At 38.0% G+C, this 15,518-nt stretch carries 16 protein-coding genes; 15 read left to right on the forward strand and 1 reads right to left on the reverse strand.

The window, feature by feature from the left end:
* Nucleotides 1-3 precede the first annotated feature (3 nt).
* The 14 genes from AACZ73_RS02120 to AACZ73_RS02185 all read left to right on the forward strand — a co-directional run bounded on the left by AACZ73_RS02120 (nucleotide 4) and on the right by AACZ73_RS02185 (nucleotide 13,564).
* Entirely contained in the window at nucleotides 4-1,098 is a 1,095-nt protein-coding gene (locus AACZ73_RS02120; RefSeq protein ID WP_339874966.1) for a DUF4221 family protein, read from the forward strand.
* Nucleotides 1,099-1,103: 5 nt separating this feature from the next.
* A complete protein-coding gene (locus AACZ73_RS02125) occupies nucleotides 1,104-2,222 on the forward strand; it encodes a DUF4221 family protein (protein ID WP_339874968.1) in 1,119 nt (372 codons plus the stop codon).
* Nucleotides 2,223-2,228: 6 nt separating this feature from the next.
* Nucleotides 2,229-3,365 carry a DUF4221 family protein gene (locus AACZ73_RS02130; RefSeq protein ID WP_339874969.1) on the forward strand — a complete coding sequence of 379 codons (1,137 nt, stop codon included), beginning with the start codon at nucleotides 2,229-2,231 and terminating at the stop codon, nucleotides 3,363-3,365.
* Between the two features lie 4 nt (nucleotides 3,366-3,369).
* Nucleotides 3,370-4,497 (forward strand): DUF4221 family protein, encoded by a 1,128-nt coding sequence (locus AACZ73_RS02135; RefSeq protein ID WP_339874971.1) that lies wholly within the window; start codon nucleotides 3,370-3,372, stop codon nucleotides 4,495-4,497.
* An 84-nt stretch (nucleotides 4,498-4,581) separates the two neighbouring features.
* A complete protein-coding gene (locus AACZ73_RS02140) occupies nucleotides 4,582-5,640 on the forward strand; it encodes a DUF4221 family protein (protein WP_339874972.1) in 1,059 nt (352 codons plus the stop codon).
* A 5-nt stretch (nucleotides 5,641-5,645) separates the two neighbouring features.
* A complete protein-coding gene (locus tag AACZ73_RS02145; RefSeq protein ID WP_339874974.1) occupies nucleotides 5,646-6,779 on the forward strand; it encodes a DUF4221 family protein in 1,134 nt (377 codons plus the stop codon).
* A 54-nt stretch (nucleotides 6,780-6,833) separates the two neighbouring features.
* Nucleotides 6,834-7,991 carry a DUF4221 family protein gene (locus tag AACZ73_RS02150; protein ID WP_339874975.1) on the forward strand — a complete coding sequence of 386 codons (1,158 nt, stop codon included), beginning with the start codon at nucleotides 6,834-6,836 and terminating at the stop codon, nucleotides 7,989-7,991.
* Complete coding sequence (locus AACZ73_RS02155; protein WP_339874977.1) at nucleotides 7,984-9,144, forward strand: DUF4221 family protein; 1,161 nt, start codon at nucleotides 7,984-7,986, stop codon at nucleotides 9,142-9,144. Before AACZ73_RS02150 ends, AACZ73_RS02155 begins: the two co-directional genes overlap by 8 nt.
* Entirely contained in the window at nucleotides 9,137-10,303 is a 1,167-nt protein-coding gene (locus AACZ73_RS02160) for a DUF4221 family protein (RefSeq protein WP_339874978.1), read from the forward strand. The genes AACZ73_RS02155 and AACZ73_RS02160 overlap by 8 nt, the downstream gene beginning before the upstream one ends.
* Nucleotides 10,296-10,760: a DUF4221 family protein gene (locus tag AACZ73_RS02165; RefSeq protein ID WP_339874979.1), complete on the forward strand. Its 465-nt coding sequence runs from the start codon at nucleotides 10,296-10,298 to the stop codon at nucleotides 10,758-10,760. Before AACZ73_RS02160 ends, AACZ73_RS02165 begins: the two co-directional genes overlap by 8 nt.
* The gene (locus AACZ73_RS02170; protein ID WP_339874981.1) at nucleotides 10,732-11,109 is read left to right on the forward strand and encodes a DUF4221 family protein; all 378 of its coding nucleotides are present in this window, start codon (nucleotides 10,732-10,734) and stop codon (nucleotides 11,107-11,109) included. The genes AACZ73_RS02165 and AACZ73_RS02170 overlap by 29 nt, the downstream gene beginning before the upstream one ends.
* A 63-nt stretch (nucleotides 11,110-11,172) precedes the next feature.
* A complete protein-coding gene (locus AACZ73_RS02175) occupies nucleotides 11,173-12,345 on the forward strand; it encodes a DUF4221 family protein (RefSeq protein ID WP_339874983.1) in 1,173 nt (390 codons plus the stop codon).
* A 165-nt stretch (nucleotides 12,346-12,510) separates the two neighbouring features.
* Nucleotides 12,511-13,125 carry a cytochrome c oxidase subunit 3 gene (locus tag AACZ73_RS02180; RefSeq protein ID WP_339874985.1) on the forward strand — a complete coding sequence of 205 codons (615 nt, stop codon included), beginning with the start codon at nucleotides 12,511-12,513 and terminating at the stop codon, nucleotides 13,123-13,125.
* Between the two features lie 4 nt (nucleotides 13,126-13,129).
* On the forward strand, nucleotides 13,130-13,564 hold the full coding sequence (locus AACZ73_RS02185) for a hypothetical protein (RefSeq protein ID WP_339874986.1): 435 nt from the start codon (nucleotides 13,130-13,132) through the stop codon (nucleotides 13,562-13,564).
* Here AACZ73_RS02185 and AACZ73_RS02190 read toward each other — a convergent pair.
* Nucleotides 13,561-14,031 carry a transcriptional repressor gene (locus AACZ73_RS02190; RefSeq protein WP_339874988.1) on the reverse strand — a complete coding sequence of 157 codons (471 nt, stop codon included), beginning with the start codon at nucleotides 14,029-14,031 and terminating at the stop codon, nucleotides 13,561-13,563. The two genes, AACZ73_RS02185 and AACZ73_RS02190, sit on opposite strands and share 4 nt — an antisense overlap.
* A gap of 291 nt (nucleotides 14,032-14,322) precedes the next feature.
* Here AACZ73_RS02190 and AACZ73_RS02195 point away from each other — a divergent pair, with 291 nt between their 5' ends.
* Nucleotides 14,323-15,495, forward strand: a complete 1,173-nt coding sequence (locus tag AACZ73_RS02195; RefSeq protein ID WP_339874990.1) for an aspartyl protease family protein — start codon at nucleotides 14,323-14,325, stop codon at nucleotides 15,493-15,495.
* The last annotated feature ends 23 nt before the right edge of the window (nucleotides 15,496-15,518 follow it).

Genomic DNA, 15,518 nt, shown 5'->3' on the forward strand with positions numbered 1-15,518 from the left:
CCAATGAAAAAATTATCATTCTTCATTTTAGCAATAGTATGTTTATCCTGTGACGGATCTAAAGAGGTAGAAAATGATAAAGAGGCTGACTTTAGCTTTACGATAGACACTGTCTTCATAGATGCAGGGGATGAACTTATCTTTCATCAAATAGGGTTGAGCCATTCAGATCTTTCTGACGATCAAAAACGATTATTCAATTTTACTCCCAAAAGTGAGCTGGAAGTCATTGACTTGGATAGCTTGAAATTGGTTGAAAAGATTGCCACTAATAAAGAAGGACCACTTGGTACTGGCTGGCCGTACGCCATCCAAGTCGATCAAACTGGAAATTTGGTTTTTTATGGAGTTGATGAAGTAAGATTTTTTAGTTCCGACTTGAGATCCATGAAACGCTATCCGCTTACTGGGGAAGCTTTATCAGGGCTAGAACCAGAGAAGTTATCAATGTTTAATCCGAAGATAGCTGATGGAGATTTTCTTTTTTCCATCTACGAAGATTATGAGCAAGTGCCTCAAGGCCTAGCGATTGTTTCATTGGAAGAAATGCTTGTAAAAAAGGTTTCGCTAGATTTAGCGGGTAGAATAGCTCCATATACCTATACATTAGGTTCAGAGAGAAAAATTTTTGAAATGATCAACTTGGAGCTAGCTGATAAGTCGCTTATCCTATCCACGGCATATGCCAACGAAGCGTTAATACTGGACTTGGAAAGTGACTCAGTCACTGTGAAAACCTTTCACTCTGAATTGACATCTGACAAAAAGAACATTCCGAACAAAACAGCAGCTGGGACAATCAATGAAATTGATGACCTCATGAAGGAAGGAAAGAAAGGTGTAACCTTTGGCAGATTCTATTTCGACAAAACTCATCGGAAGCTTGTAAGATTTTCCCAGGAGATGGATAGGGAGATTGGGGATTCTCTGGTCTTCAAGAATGTAATGACGGTCTTTGATGAAAACTTAAATCAGCTAGGAGAAAAACTGGTACCTATCGATCCATTCTCAAAGAAATTCTTCAAAGACGGCAAACTCTACTCCTATGTCAACGTCGAAGACGAGTTAGGCTTCGCAGTATTCACCTTTGATTTTTAGTGACCATGCAAAAAGTAACACTTATCATTTTTGTGTTTTTGTGTTTCTCTTGTGGCAAGTCTGTCGAGGAGGTAAAGGATACAAATATTGACTTCTCCTACACTGTAGATACCGTGATGGTGGATTCTGGAGATGGCATTATTTATCTGAAAAGAGGGCTAAACACTGCTGCACTTTCTCCAGACAAGAAAATGCTTTTCAACTTCAATCCAGATATTCCTGAGTTTGAAGTCATTGATCTGGAAAACCTTATGCTTGATCAAAGAATCAAAATGGAAAAGGAGGGGCCACTAGGTACAGGAGATCCAAGAAGTATTTTGATTTCTACAGATGGGAAAATCTTTTTTACAAGTTTCGTAGATGTCAGAGAATTCAATGCTCAGTTGGATTCTATGAAGATCTATTCTATCCCGAAAGAGAAATTTAAAGGGTTAGATGCTGATGAATCCTTGGATGCTGATTTCCATGTTACTACAGACGGGAAGTTCTTGTTTGTTCCATATGGACCAGGGGATTTTCAAAAAGCTAGAAAAGGATTCGCAATCATAGAACTAAGCAGGATGGACATAAAAAAAGTCCCCTTGGATTTATTTGAACGAAGCAATGAATATGTACGCACTTGGATAGAAAATGGCAATATTCAATCTCAGAGTAGGGAAACGCTGAGCTATTATCAGTTAAAAGACAAGCTGATTATTTCATCACATAATTTCAACGAAGCATTCCTTTACGACCTAACCACTGATTCTTTGACCCACAAAGTCTTTACCTCTAAGCTAACCCCGAATGCTAAAAAAGTAAGTGAAAGGAATACAGGAAACAGCTTTGAAGAAATGATGGAAATCACAGAAGAGGCTCACAAGCAAGTTGAATTCGGAAACTTCCTATATGACGGGAAAAGCGATAAACTCTTTAGGTTTACCACGGATCTAGACCGAATGATTGGGGACACGGCGACGTTCAAAAACGTAATTACCATTTTCGATTCAGACTTAAATCAACTTCATGAAGAAGTTGTGGATTTCAATAGACCCAATTTCTCCTTCTTCAAAGACGGCAAGCTATGGTCCTATGTCAATGTAGAAGATGAACTAGGATTCGCAGTATTCACTTTTAATTTTTAAATGAGAATGAGAAAAGTACTCACTATTTGCATTCTAGGACTTCTCTCAGCTTGCGCAGGCAAAGAATCCGAAAACTCAGAACCGAAAAACATCCTGGAAAACCTAAGCTATTCCGTGGATACAGTGGTTGTTGATTCTAAAGGTGAAATTATCAACCTAAAATATGGGATGAACTGGTTTGATCTATCACCAGATTCTAGATCACTCTTCATTTATGATTATAATCAAACACTTTTTCAAGAAATTGATCTGGATAAGATGGTGCTAAGTAACACATATCCATTTGAAAAGGAAGGTCCCAATGGCCTAGGAAGAAGTTCTAATTTCCAGGTTTTGCCAGATGGCACCCTGATGATACCTACTTTTCCAAATTCAGGAATTTACAATCTACAAGGGGAAATACTTTCAAGGATAAATTTAAAGCCCGAGGATATAGAGGGAGTTGATGCTCCCAATCCTTTTGCTTTGATCTATGAGGTCCTATATGATCCAAAAACAGAGATCCTTTATTCCTTGCCCGGTGACTTCATCAATGGCGTAAGAGATCTTGCAGTAATCGACTCAAAAACCCAAAAAGGGAAAATTGTCAAACTCCCCAAGATGGAAAAAGCGGAAAATTTTAAAATTTTCTGGAATTCAGATACCGGTGGATCAATTCAGACTGAGAACTATACTTTAGAGCAGATTGATGACAAGTTATTAATCACTTGTACAGTAGGAAGTGGAATTTATGTCTTTGAGACCAAGACTGATAGTTTAAGTTATGTGGATTTCCCTCATCAACTAATCCCCCGCGAGAAAACAGGAGAAATACAAAATGAAGTAAGTACTGAGGAAGATTTTTTCCAAGAGCTTCGAAAGGTACTATCGCAGGTTTCATTCCAAGAATTGATCTGGGATGAACACTCCTCCAGATTCTACCGGCTTGCCATCAAATCTTTTGTTGCTGAAAAGAAAGGTGACCCCACAACTTATGAAACTTATCTATTGGCTTACGATAAGGATCTAAAGCTTCTTGGAGAATCTAAAATAGAAGGACTTGATCAACGGCTTTCTAATTATTTCTGGAAAGACGGCAAGCTCTGGTCCTATGTCAATGTAGAAGATGAGCTCGGCTTCGCGGTTTTCACTTTTGATTTTTAGGGACATGAGAACGCTTCTTACAATTTCAGTTCTTGCCCTATTTTTAGCCTGTGATGAAAAGCCTAAATCTGAGGAAGTTTCTGTCGTAGAGGAGCCCAAGAATATTCTTGAAAACATGACCTATTTGGTCGATACAGTGATGGTGGATACTGGAGATGAAATTTTAGATTTTTCCTTCGGTTTTAGTACCTCTCCAACGCCAGACCACCACTTTTTCTATTTCTACAAAAACTTAAAATTGCAGAAAATTGATTTGAACCATCTGAATCTAATAGATTCTTTTTATCTAGAGAAAGATGGTCCAAACAGTCCTGGTCATACCTTTAGTTTTTATGCACTTTCTGACGGTGGCTTCTTTTTCCCAACCTTACATCGACCTTCTATTATTTCTGACCAAGGCTTGAAAATCAAAAATTGGAATCTTGATCAAGACAAATTGGTAGAAGGATTTCCTGTGGATCCTTTTTCCCTTGGAAATAGAGTAATTCTGGACTCAAAGCGTCTCAACTTATATTCTTTGCCGATGAACTTTGAAACAAGAGACCATAATTTTGCTGTAATTGATTCACTGGAAAACAGGAAAAAGATGGTAGAGCTCACAGAGTTTAAATGGGCTAACAAATACCTGGTTAGAAGCGATAGCGAGCAAATAGGTGAATTACTAAACCTACAACAGTTTGATGAGCTTGTGCTTATTTCCTGTATTGTAGGAAATGGCACCTACATCTACAACCCTAGTCTAGACAGCCTTTTTTATAGGGAATTTCCACATGAGCTTGTTCCCTTAGAAAAAACAGGAGAGGTAAAAAACAAGGTGGGGAGCAGAGCCGAGTTTGAGGAAGAATTAAAAAAGCTAACCCAAAAAATCAGCTACTGGAGTTTCATCTGGGATGAAAAGTCTCAGCGCTATTTCAGGTTTGCAAGTAGAGCTATTGGGTTTGATCAAGAAGGCTGGGCAAAGGATTATGAAATATTCTTTATGGCTTATTCCAAAGACTTGGAGCTAATCGGTGAGACTCGATTGGAAGGATTATCTAAAACCCCATTTGGCTATTTCAAAGATGGAAAGCTCTATTCCCAAGTAAATGTCGAAGACGAGCTCGGCTTCGCGGTTTTCACTTTTGATTTTTAAAATTCCTCAATGAAAAAACTACTTATCTTTTTTTTGATTGCCCTTCTGTTTTCTTGTTCTTAAAAAGACAAAAAAGACTCTTCCTTGAACATCTTTGAGAATCTAACATACGCTATCGACACGTTGGTAGTGGATTCCGGAGAAGAGTTCATTAATCTGTCCATAGGTTTAAATTTTTCAGATGTCTCAGAAGACAAAAAGTCACTTTTCATTTTTGATAGAGGACGCCTTACTTTTCAAGAAGTAGATCTGGATCAAATGAAACTTCTAGGAACATATCCATTTGAAATGGAAGGGCCTAACGGAATCGGAAAGGGCGGGATCTTTCAACTTTTACCTGATCGAAATTTAATGATCCCTAGTGTTACAAAAACTGCCATATATAATCTGCAAGGAGAATTAATTTCCAACTTAAAACTAATAACCGATGAGCTGGATCATATGAGCGACATCGATGAATTTACACTCTTGAATGAAATCCACCTCGATCCAAAATCTGGAGTTTTTTATTCTTTACCTGGGAATTACACTTCCGGTGTTCGTGAACTAGCAATAATAAACGCTACTACCAACAATGGGAAAGCAATCAAACTTCCTGCAATGGAAAAAGCAGGAAATTTTAGAGTGTTCTTCAATACTGAAAATGAAAAAGCCATTGAAGTGGAGGAGTACTCTCTTTCCCTATTATATGATAAAATCTATATCACTTGCACCGTCACTAGTGGAGTTTACCGCTACAACCCCGCCACAGATGATCTGGAATACATTGAATTCAACCATCAATTAATTTCAAATGAAAAAACCGGTGAAATCATCAATGAAGTGTATTCTCAAAAGGAATTCAATGCAGAATATAGAAAAGTAGCCAGTCAAGTCTCCTATCTTAAATTGATGTGGGATGAAGAAACTTCCAGATTTTACCGACTTGCATACAAAGGTGTGTTGGGAGACCAACAACTTGAGCCCATATCTTACCAGGCTTTTTTACTGGCTTATTCCGAGGATTTGGAATTAATGGGAGAAACGCTAATTCCTGACTTCAAACAAGTTCCTAAAAGTTACTTCTTCAAAGACGGCAAGCTTTGGTCCTACGTCAATGTCGAAGACGAGCTTGGCTTCGCAGTTTTCACTTTTCATTTTTAACAATTATGAAAAAACGACTCACAATTTCACTCTGCGCAATATTGGCTTCCTGTGGTGGGAAAGAAGCCACGAAAGAGGCTAAAGTCCTTACTTTAGAAAACCCTTCTTATACTACGGATACGCTAGCAGTGAATATTGGAGATGATATCTTCAACGCTTATGGATACTATGGAGATGGTTTGAGCCAAGACGGAAATAAAGTCTATCTATTCAATGAACAAGAATCTGAAATCCATGAGATAGATATTAACTCAATGACTCTTGTTGCGAGACATCCATTCGAAAAAGACGGGCCTAATAAAATTCCTTCATATGTCAACTATTTCCAAGCCCTTCCTGGTGAAGAGTTTTTGCTTGCAAATTCAAACAGTTCAGGGATTTACTCTCTCTCAGGAGAACTCGTGCAAAAGCTAAATCTTACCACCGAATCAGTTAGCGGGTTTGATGAAGAAGCCAGTTCCTTTGTCACCAATAGCATTCTTATTACTGAGGATAAAAGCAAGGCCATTACTCTTCCTAAAGCTTTCCATAGTGGTATTTCTGGATTAGGAATTATTGATATAGAAAGCAAAAAAGGAATAAACATGGAGCTTCCCGCGATGAAGATTACCGAGAAATATAGAGTGACTTTCAGGCAAGGTAATGGCTCTAGCAGCGGAGGGGATTTTGAAGATCTTCAAGAGGTAAATGGCAAATTTATAGTTTACAGTGGCGCTACTTCTGATATCTACTTATATGATCCTTCACTCGATTCTTTGTCACTACTCACTTTTCCACATGAGATAGTTCCTAAATCCAAACAGGGAAATTACCAAACAGAAGTGGACTCTCAGGAACTGATTAGTGTGATTAGAAAAGAAATGGGAAAGGAAATCCGCTTTGGGAGATTCTTTTGGGATGAAAAAAATGAGCGATACTTACGCTTTGCCCAAAAGAATAAATATGACTTAGAAGGGAAGATGATCGGTGGTGATTTTTACGTGTTTACCTATTCCAAAGACTTCAAACTAACTGCAGAAGGGGAATTCAAAAGCTATAGTCCCAACCAAGTGATGAGCTTTTTTAAGGAAGTAAAGCTGTATTGCTACATTCCTGTGGATGAAAATCCAGGATATGTAGTTTATACTTTTAATTTTTAAATACATCTGACTTTAGTTCTAAAACTATTGCCTATTTAATCCTATATTCCTAGAATGAAAAAACCACTGTATTTTGCCACTATCCTAATCCTAATCGCTTCCTGCTCAGGCAAAAATGAAACCGAATCTACTAATTCAAATACCTTAAACTTCACGGTAGAAATAGACACCGTTCAAGTAGATCCAGGCGATGACCATTTTATTTATCTATCTAACTATCTAAATACTGCGTCGCTTAGTTCGGACAAGAAAACACTTTACAATTTTAACCCTACAGTACCCGAGCTGGAAATAATTGATCTTGATGATCTCTCACTCAAGGAGGTAATCAAACTTGAAAATGAAGGCCCTGCTGGAATAGGAGCGGCTAACTCCTACATACCTATGATGGATATTTCAGATAGTGGAGAGCTCTTTCTGAATACTTGGAACTATATGGTGAGGCTAAACCCGGACAAAGATCAATCAAGTAAGTTTTGGTTTACTGCGGATTCTCTAAAAGGTGATCCAATGACTGAGAAGGAAAAAATATTTCCTGAAGGGCAAATCTCTGATGATGGACAATTTTACTACGGCAGTTACGGACTACTAGACAATTCAAATCCGAAAAGTGGGCTGGCAATTGTAAATCTCAATACCAAAGAATTGAAAAAAGTACCTCTGGATCTCTTTGAGAAAATTGATAAATTCTTTATTGTTTTTAGTACAGATGGTGGAGGAAAAATGTCTATAGGAGAGTCTGTTTACTTTTTGCCGATGGATGATCAATTGATTATTTCAACTTCTACTTTCAATGAGATTTACGTTTTAAGCCTAGCCGATGGAGAACTAGACAAAAAGTCTTTTCATTCCCAACTAACAGATGATGAGAAGAAAGGTAATTATCAGAAAACCGCAAGTTCTCGGGAAGAGCTTTTTGAACTCAACAAAGAAAAAATAAAAGAAGTAACTTTTGGCAACCTCTATTTTGACAATAAAGAAGAGAAATTCTGGAGGTTCAGTAGATCATTAGATCGTACCATAGGAGACTCCGTAGCTTACCAATCAGTACTTACCATTTTTGACAAAGATCTCACTCAACTTCATGAGGAAAAGGTGGACTTTACTGCGATGAGTTCACTTACCTTCTTCAAAGACGGCTCACTATATTCTTACATCAATCTGGAAGACGAGCTTGGCTTCATCAGAATCAACCCTACCTATGATGAATAGAATCAAGTATCTAACTCCAATTATTCTGTCAGTTGTAGCCAGTTGCAGCTCTAAAGAAAGTGCGGAAAGTATCGTAGAAGGCGCTGAAAATACCGCCACTAATACTGTTGATTTATCCTATGAGGTGGATACGGTGATGGTAGATGCCGGCGATCAATTTCTTTTTCTCAATTGGGGCCTGAGTCTCTCAGACCAATCTGAAGACCTTAGTCTCATTTATAACTTAAATCCTATAGCACTTCTACTAGAAGTAATTGATTTAGATAGTCTTAAATTAAAAGAATTGATACACTTGGAAAAAGAAGGTGTAAATGGAGTGGGGAATACTTTTTACCAGGATCTTCAGGTTTTAGATGATGGAACTATCTGCTTGATGGGGTCCAATAAGATCAATTTCGTCTCACCCTCTGGGGAATTAATAAAGACACTAGACTTTGAGCATATAAAACTAAAAGAGGACCAGCGAATAAACTATACCGGGAAATTTACTGAGGACGGTAAATTCTATGTGTGTGTATTGGAAAATAGGGACCTAAAAAAAGCCCCGAGTGGAATTGCTATTATTGATATGGAAACCGACTCGGTGAAAGTTATAGAGATGGATTTGTTTCGTAAGCTGAAAGAATTCGAAATTAAATTTGATAACGGAAGTGTAACTTCTATCGCTACTGGGGATAGTTTCTATCTCAATTTCATTGAGAATGACCTGATTATTTCCTCTTCGGCCTTTAATGACGTTTACCGATACCAGATAAAAAACGACATTCTGGTGCACCGAACTTTTAATTCTACACTTACGGCAAATGAAAGAATAGCCAATTTTCCAAATGAAGTAGACTCTGAAGAGCAATTCTATGAAGTGTCCACTGAAGCATATAAACAGGTGCATTTTACGCAATTCAGAGAATTAACAAACTTTGAAATGTTTTGGAGGATCAGTTCAGAATTAGATCGCATGATCGGAGACTCAGTAGTTTACAAGCAGGTCATTACCTTATTTGATGAGGATTTTACTATGCTTAAAGAAAAAGAACTGATCAATTTCTATCTATCGAGCCAGTCTTTTGTCAAGAATAGAGTGATTTATAGTTTTCTAAACATCGAAGACGAACTAGCCTTCGTCCGCTTAAAACCTATTATTACCTATGAATAAAATCAAACTACTTACTCCGATTATTCTGGCAGTTCTAGCCAGCTGTGGCACCAAAGAAAGTGTAGAAAATACAGAGGCTACCTCAATTGATTTCTCCTATGAGTTAGATACCGTTATGGTGGATGCAGGGGATGAGTTTATTTTTATGATTAGTTCCCTAATTAACTCCGGAATATCTCAAGACGGAAAATATCTATACAATTTCAAAACTGGCGCAAACCCTACCGGCATAGAAGTTATTGATCTGGACAACCTGAAACTAGAACGGGTCATTCCTATGAGTGTGGATGGACCCAATGCCATTCAATCTCCCTACATGTCCAATATTTATATGCTTGCTGATGGGACTTTTTACCTATCGGACAATTATGAAGTTTATCATTTCGATCAGGAGGGAAACAAGCTTTCTACTATGGTCTATTCAAAACAGGAGTTTGAAGGTGAGAGACTTCCGGAAGGCAAAAGGATCCAGTTAAATGAAACGCTTTCTAAGGATGAAAAAACCATTGCGACATTGTATGGTGGTGAGAAAATGGAAGATTCTGCAGACGGGCTGGCGCTGTTTGATCTGGAAAATAAGCGTGTCAAGTACAAGAAGTTGGGCTTATTTAAGGAATTGGATAAGTATCAAACTATTTTCTATTATGAGAAAGTACACCCGATGAATATGCTTAGGGCTGACATCAGCCTTCTGATGAAAAACGATAGTTTGTTGTTTTCAAATTCCGCTCAAAACAAGATTTATTTCTACAACCTCGCTACAGATTCCATTTCTTCTAAAACTTACTCCAGTAAATTCACCAGCCAGGAAGCTAAGGGAAATTACCCACCTCGCTCTGACTCAGAGGAGGAATTTCAAGAGATTTTCAATGAGAAAAGCAAAGAAGTCAGCTATGGAAATTTATTTTTTGATAAGCATAATGACGTCTATTGGCGTTTTGCAAAAGAAATGGATCATATGAAAGGAGACACAATCCAATACAAAACCGTTCTTACTGCCTTTGATCCAGAGTTCAACCAAGTACACGAAGAGCTGCTGCCATCAGATTTCGTCCTTCCCTATAAGTACTTCGCCCGAAAGGGAATGATTTATACCTTTTTGAATGTCGAAGACGAGCTAGCTTTTGTCAGACTAAAACCGACTATCGCATATGACTAAGAATATATTTTTTATCCTGACAATTGCTTTGGCGGGCTGTTCCGCAAAGGAATTCTCCCAAAATGAGAATGCAGATTTCCAATTTTCGTATCAGCTAGACACCGTGATGGTGGATGCCGGAGATCATTTCTTTTTCCTCAACTGGGGTCTGGGTTTATCAGACGTCTCCCCGGATAGGAAATATCTGTATAACCTTAATCCCGATAGCTATTTACTGGAAATAGTGGATTTGGACAATCTCAAATTACAAAAGACTGTGCAGCTGGAAAAAGAAGGTCCTAATGGTATAGGTAACGATTATTATCAAAAAATTCAAATTCTGAAAAATGGTAACATCTGCTTATTCGGCCAATTAAAAGTTAACATAGTAACTGAGGCGGCAAAACTCGTCAAGACCATTGAATTTGATCAAATCAAACTGGAGGCGAATGAGAGAATTGGGAATAAAAGTGTCTGAGGATGTAAAACCAGTAAAATATTCCACTAAAGTCACTACACAAGACGAGTTCAGAGACGCAAGAAATGCCAGAGACCAAGAGGTTAGTTTTGGTAAGTTAATACTCGATGAAGGAAGAGATATGATCTGGAGGGTTTCTTCTGACTTTAATCGTATGAAAGAAGAAACGGTAGTAAGAAACTATTACCTAACTTTTTTTGATATGGATCTCAACCAACTTGGTGAGTTCCCATTGGAAAATTGGGAGTTAACCGGTAAGTCATTTATCAAGGATGGAGATTTCTATCAGTTTCTCAATATCGAAGATGAGATGGCCTTTGTAAGACTCAAACCAACTTTTAATGAGTAGTTAAAACCAACGAAATTGACCAATAAGTTGGCTTTATGGATTTTTGACTTTAATTTTTAAGGAATGAAGAATATCCGTGTTTTAATACTTTTATTCATTCTTTCCTCCTGCGGAGATAATACCGTGGATGTACGGCTGCCCGCTGCCAATGTCTCTCCTAATTTTAATTATGTGCTTGATACCGTTTTTATAGACGCAGGAGACGAGCAGATTTATCTGGATATGGAGCTGAACATGTCAGACTATTCAGTAAATGAAGGACTTTTATATAACCTCAAACCTGAGACCGGACGTGTAGAAGTCATAAATATCGACAGCCTGAGACTTGATAGTCTGATAAATTATAAGATTCAAGGTCCTAACAGTGTCAAGCAATATTTCCCTTTCGGAATTAAAAAGACGCTTTTTGGGGACACCTTTTTTAAAGAGTATCGAATAATCCACAAGCTTAATTCTTCCGGAAAAAAAATTGACTCTTATGAATTGATCAACAGGGAGCTGACGGGAGACAAGCTTCCCTTTGACACAGAAATAGACGGTCTTGGAGAAATATCCAGCGACGGTTCCTTCTTAGCCAGCTTTTATGGCAATTTTAAAATCGGCGGGAATGTACTGGGAATAGCAAAAGTAAATTTAATTGACAGATCACTGAAGCTGGTTCCAATTGACTTTTGGGATCAACTGAAAAAATACACGGTGACGGTGGATTACGATATTGGGAAAAGAAACAGTTCTCCGGAAATGAAATTCCTATTACTGAACGGTCCCGACATTATTCTTTCCACTTCTGCAAGCAATGAATTATGGTATTATGACTCAGAAAGTGAATCTGTGATCCACAAAGAATTCCACAGCCAGATTACTTCAGACCAAAAGTCCGGCAAATACAGGGAAGATATTAACAACCAACAGCTGTACATGTACTGGGTCAAACGCAAAAATGATGAAGTGACTTTTGGTCCTCTGATCAAGGACCATACAGCCCAGAGGTTCTACCGATATAGCCGCGAGCTGAACACCAATGATCCTCAAAAACCTTTCTACGTTTATGTATTAACAGTATTCGACGAAACACTCGAGCAGATCTCTGAACATAGACTGAATAACAGTATCCCAATTATGGGTAAGTACTTTGAGGGTAAGAGTTTTGTCCACAAAGGATCAATCTATTCTTATTTGAAAAAAGAAAATGAGCTCGCCTTCGTACGGCTGAAGCCAAGTTTTGAAAGTAATTAGTGGGTATTTTCTATAATCATAACTCAAAGCATATTAGTAAAGCATAAAAAGATTAGCACCAAAACTGTTTGATAAACAGATCAATTAAAAGCCATTTCTAAGTGAAAAGTGAAATTGTTCCGTAATTTTTCTGAACCTTCACACCGATTCCCTGTTTTCAGAATAATGGTAAAGTTCAAGGAAAATCCTACCCTGCTACAGCGTATAGAAAACCTTCATCCCTATGAGACAATGCTCTATCTCGGCATGCTTGGGAGTGGATTAATATTCCTTTTCATGGCTTCTGCCTTTCTTTTTTCTTCCCGTGCTCTCTTGGCTGGCATGAACCAGAATGTACCTATTGCGTTTCTGATTTCCACATTTTTGCTGGTCATTAGCGGCTTTTCAGCTACTTCCATCCGGCTGGCATACCAGGAAGAAAATACCAATAAGCTTCTAGGTTCGCTAAGAACCACGGTCATTCTAGGAATGATTTTTACTATTTTGCAAGTGGTAGGATGGTATGAATTGAAAGCAAAAGGCATAGAATTCACCGGCATTCCAAGTGGAAGTTTTCTTTACGTGCTGAGTGGAATTCACATTTTTCACCTTTCAGGCGCCATGATCTTTGGGCTGATTCTTTATTTTCAGCTAGCTAAAAGCAGAAAAGACGAAGTGCAAAAGCTTATAATTCACACCAATCCATTTGAGAAGATGCGTGTCCGCCTATTTACCTTTTACTGGCATTTTATGGATGGAATTTGGCTTATTCTCTTTCTCCTATTTGTCCTTAGCTTCTAGAAAAATGAAAATCACCCTATCTACTAAGGTCAAACAAAATTACTTATCAGTAAAAAGAGGATTTGATGAAACGCTTTTCACCAAACTCAGCCCTCCTTTTCCCCCTGTGAAGCTGATTCAGTTTGACGGATCAGAAATCGGAGATATAGTTTCTCTCGAATTAAATTTCCTCTTTTTTAAGGAAAAATGGGTGAGTCAAATCTCAGAAAATCACACAGATGAGAAGGAATTTTACTTCGTGGATGAAGGTGTGAACTTACCGTTTTTCCTAAAAAAATGGCGGCACAAGCACCGGATTATCAAAGATGGAGATCACTCAATTATAAGGGACGAGATCGAATTTGAGGGATCTTTTGGATTATTAACGTCCGTGCTTTATCCGGCTCTCTATGCACAGTTTGCTTTTAGAAAGCCTATTTACAAAAAGATATTTGCTTAAAATTCCTGCAGGTTTTCACAATTCTCAATCTGGCAATCTCCGTACAAGACAAGCGAGTGGCTGGTGATGGAAGATCTGAATGACTTTCCTATTTCTTCTTTAATTTCGTTGATCTTTGGATCTGAAAATTCCCTGATTTTTCGGCATTGGTTACATACATGATGATCGTGGTGCTTGTATGTCAGGGCCTGTTCATATAGGGCCACTTTGTCCTTGAACTGATGCTTCACAGCCAGCCCGCTTTCCACCAAAAGATCCAATGTATTGTAGATTGTCGCTCGGCTGATGGTGTAACCTTTATTTCTCATACTAAGAAAAAGCCCCTCCACATCCATGTGTTCATCTTCCGGAAGTGAGTATAGTTCGTCAATTACTGAAAATCTTTCAGGGGTTTTCCTGCTTCCCTGCTTCGTTAGGAAGTTTTCAAAGATTTTTTTAGCCTTTTCAATGAGGGCTTTGTCTGCCATGTGTTCAAGATAATTAAAAATAAAGATGAGTCATTCTCCATTTTTTGACAAACCTGAGTGCCTAATCTCAGTAATTTGGTTTCAATCTAATTAAACCAAATAAAATAATTTTTCAAACAAGCGGGTGAAAAGGCTAGTTTTTACCAGACATCCTACTTTTTTTCAAAAAAGAAAGTAACTTATTTGTATCACCTTCTTTATCATAAATCTATGTTAAAACGCTTATGTGTTTTTCTTGTATTTCTGCTTGGGTCGCAATTTTTGTGCATAGCTCAAGTGCCTGGATTTTTTATGAAAGAAGAAAAAAGAAAAGTCACCATTCCATTTTATGCCACAAACAGCCTAATAATTATCACCGTTTCTATCAATGGAAACACTCCTTTGAATTTCTTAGTGGATACGGGAGTTCGCTCAAATATTTTGTTTAGCAAAGTGCTGGGAGATGCTTTGGGACTTGAATATACACGAAGAATAAAATTGGTAGGAGCAGATGGAAATGACGACCTCATGGCCTCTGTCTCGCCGATAAATCACTTTGATTTGGGACCGGTAGAAGGAATATTCCAAAGCTTATTGGTATTGGAGGATGAATTTCTGGAGCTTGAATCTGTGATCGGAACTCCTATCTATGGAATATTGGGCTATGAATTTTTCAAATACAATCCAGTAAAAATCAACTACGACGTCGGTGAAATAGAATTTTATAGAACTTCAGCCATGAAGTGGAAACCACTTTTTTACAGAAAACTGGAGATGGCTGTAGAAGATAACAAACCTTACATCAATGCCACAGTAAAGCAGAAAGACGGGTCAATCATTAACCCAAAATTGCTGATCGATACAGGCGCCAATCATGGATTACTACTTAATAGAGAGACTACGGAAAAGATCACGATGCCCCCGCTTTTTATAGCGTCGGAGCTGGGTCAGAGTCTTGGTGGAGTGTTGTATGGATATATAGGAAGAGTAGATTATATGAAAATTGCCAATTTCAAAATGGATGAAGTGCTGACTTCCTATCCAGACGAGACACCTTTCAGCTATGTCATCCAAAATTCCGGTAGATTTGGGAGTCTAGGTGCAGAGGTGCTGGGAAGAACAAGGCTTGTATTTGACTATCCTAGAAATCGTTTATTAGTAAGGAAGGCTGATAATTTTTATACTCCTTTCCAATTTGATATGAGCGGAATGTCACTTAAGAAAATACCAAATGATGACAACAGGATCTACATCTCAGATATTCGGGTGGGATCTCCAGCTCATCGTGCGGGCGTAATGGCCTTTGATGAAATATTGACTATCAATAAGATTCCTACATTCATTTGGGAACTAGGTGAACTTAACAAATTACTTCGATCTGATCCTGGAAAGGAGATTAACTTAGAGATCCGAAGATATGAAGGTGATGATCTCACCAAATATAAAGACCTCCAATTCACCTTTACACTGAAAAAGCAGATTTAGCGGTCTTTTGGGTTGAATTAAGA

This window comes from uncultured Algoriphagus sp., assembly GCF_963974835.1.
In the GTDB taxonomy this organism is placed as follows: domain Bacteria; phylum Bacteroidota; class Bacteroidia; order Cytophagales; family Cyclobacteriaceae; genus Algoriphagus.

Excerpts from the sequence above, each read along its gene's own strand:
- AACZ73_RS02195 (WP_339874990.1), top strand. The coding sequence starts at position 14,323 with ATGAAAGAAGAAAAAAGAAAAGTCACCATTCCATTTTATGCCACAAAC.
- AACZ73_RS02185 (WP_339874986.1), top strand. The coding sequence starts at position 13,130 with ATGAAAATCACCCTATCTACTAAGGTCAAACAAAATTACTTATCAGTA.
- AACZ73_RS02175 (WP_339874983.1), top strand. The coding sequence starts at position 11,173 with ATGAAGAATATCCGTGTTTTAATACTTTTATTCATTCTTTCCTCCTGC.
- AACZ73_RS02130 (WP_339874969.1), top strand. The coding sequence starts at position 2,229 with ATGAGAAAAGTACTCACTATTTGCATTCTAGGACTTCTCTCAGCTTGC.
- AACZ73_RS02160 (WP_339874978.1), top strand. The coding sequence starts at position 9,137 with ATGAATAAAATCAAACTACTTACTCCGATTATTCTGGCAGTTCTAGCC.
- AACZ73_RS02125 (WP_339874968.1), top strand. The coding sequence starts at position 1,104 with ATGCAAAAAGTAACACTTATCATTTTTGTGTTTTTGTGTTTCTCTTGT.
- AACZ73_RS02180 (WP_339874985.1), top strand. The coding sequence starts at position 12,511 with ATGGTAAAGTTCAAGGAAAATCCTACCCTGCTACAGCGTATAGAAAAC.
- AACZ73_RS02120 (WP_339874966.1), top strand. The coding sequence starts at position 4 with ATGAAAAAATTATCATTCTTCATTTTAGCAATAGTATGTTTATCCTGT.
- AACZ73_RS02145 (WP_339874974.1), top strand. The coding sequence starts at position 5,646 with ATGAAAAAACGACTCACAATTTCACTCTGCGCAATATTGGCTTCCTGT.
- AACZ73_RS02135 (WP_339874971.1), top strand. The coding sequence starts at position 3,370 with ATGAGAACGCTTCTTACAATTTCAGTTCTTGCCCTATTTTTAGCCTGT.
- AACZ73_RS02150 (WP_339874975.1), top strand. The coding sequence starts at position 6,834 with ATGAAAAAACCACTGTATTTTGCCACTATCCTAATCCTAATCGCTTCC.
- AACZ73_RS02165 (WP_339874979.1), top strand. The coding sequence starts at position 10,296 with ATGACTAAGAATATATTTTTTATCCTGACAATTGCTTTGGCGGGCTGT.
- AACZ73_RS02190 (WP_339874988.1), bottom strand. The coding sequence starts at position 14,031 with ATGGCAGACAAAGCCCTCATTGAAAAGGCTAAAAAAATCTTTGAAAAC.
- AACZ73_RS02155 (WP_339874977.1), top strand. The coding sequence starts at position 7,984 with ATGAATAGAATCAAGTATCTAACTCCAATTATTCTGTCAGTTGTAGCC.
- AACZ73_RS02170 (WP_339874981.1), top strand. The coding sequence starts at position 10,732 with ATGAGAGAATTGGGAATAAAAGTGTCTGAGGATGTAAAACCAGTAAAA.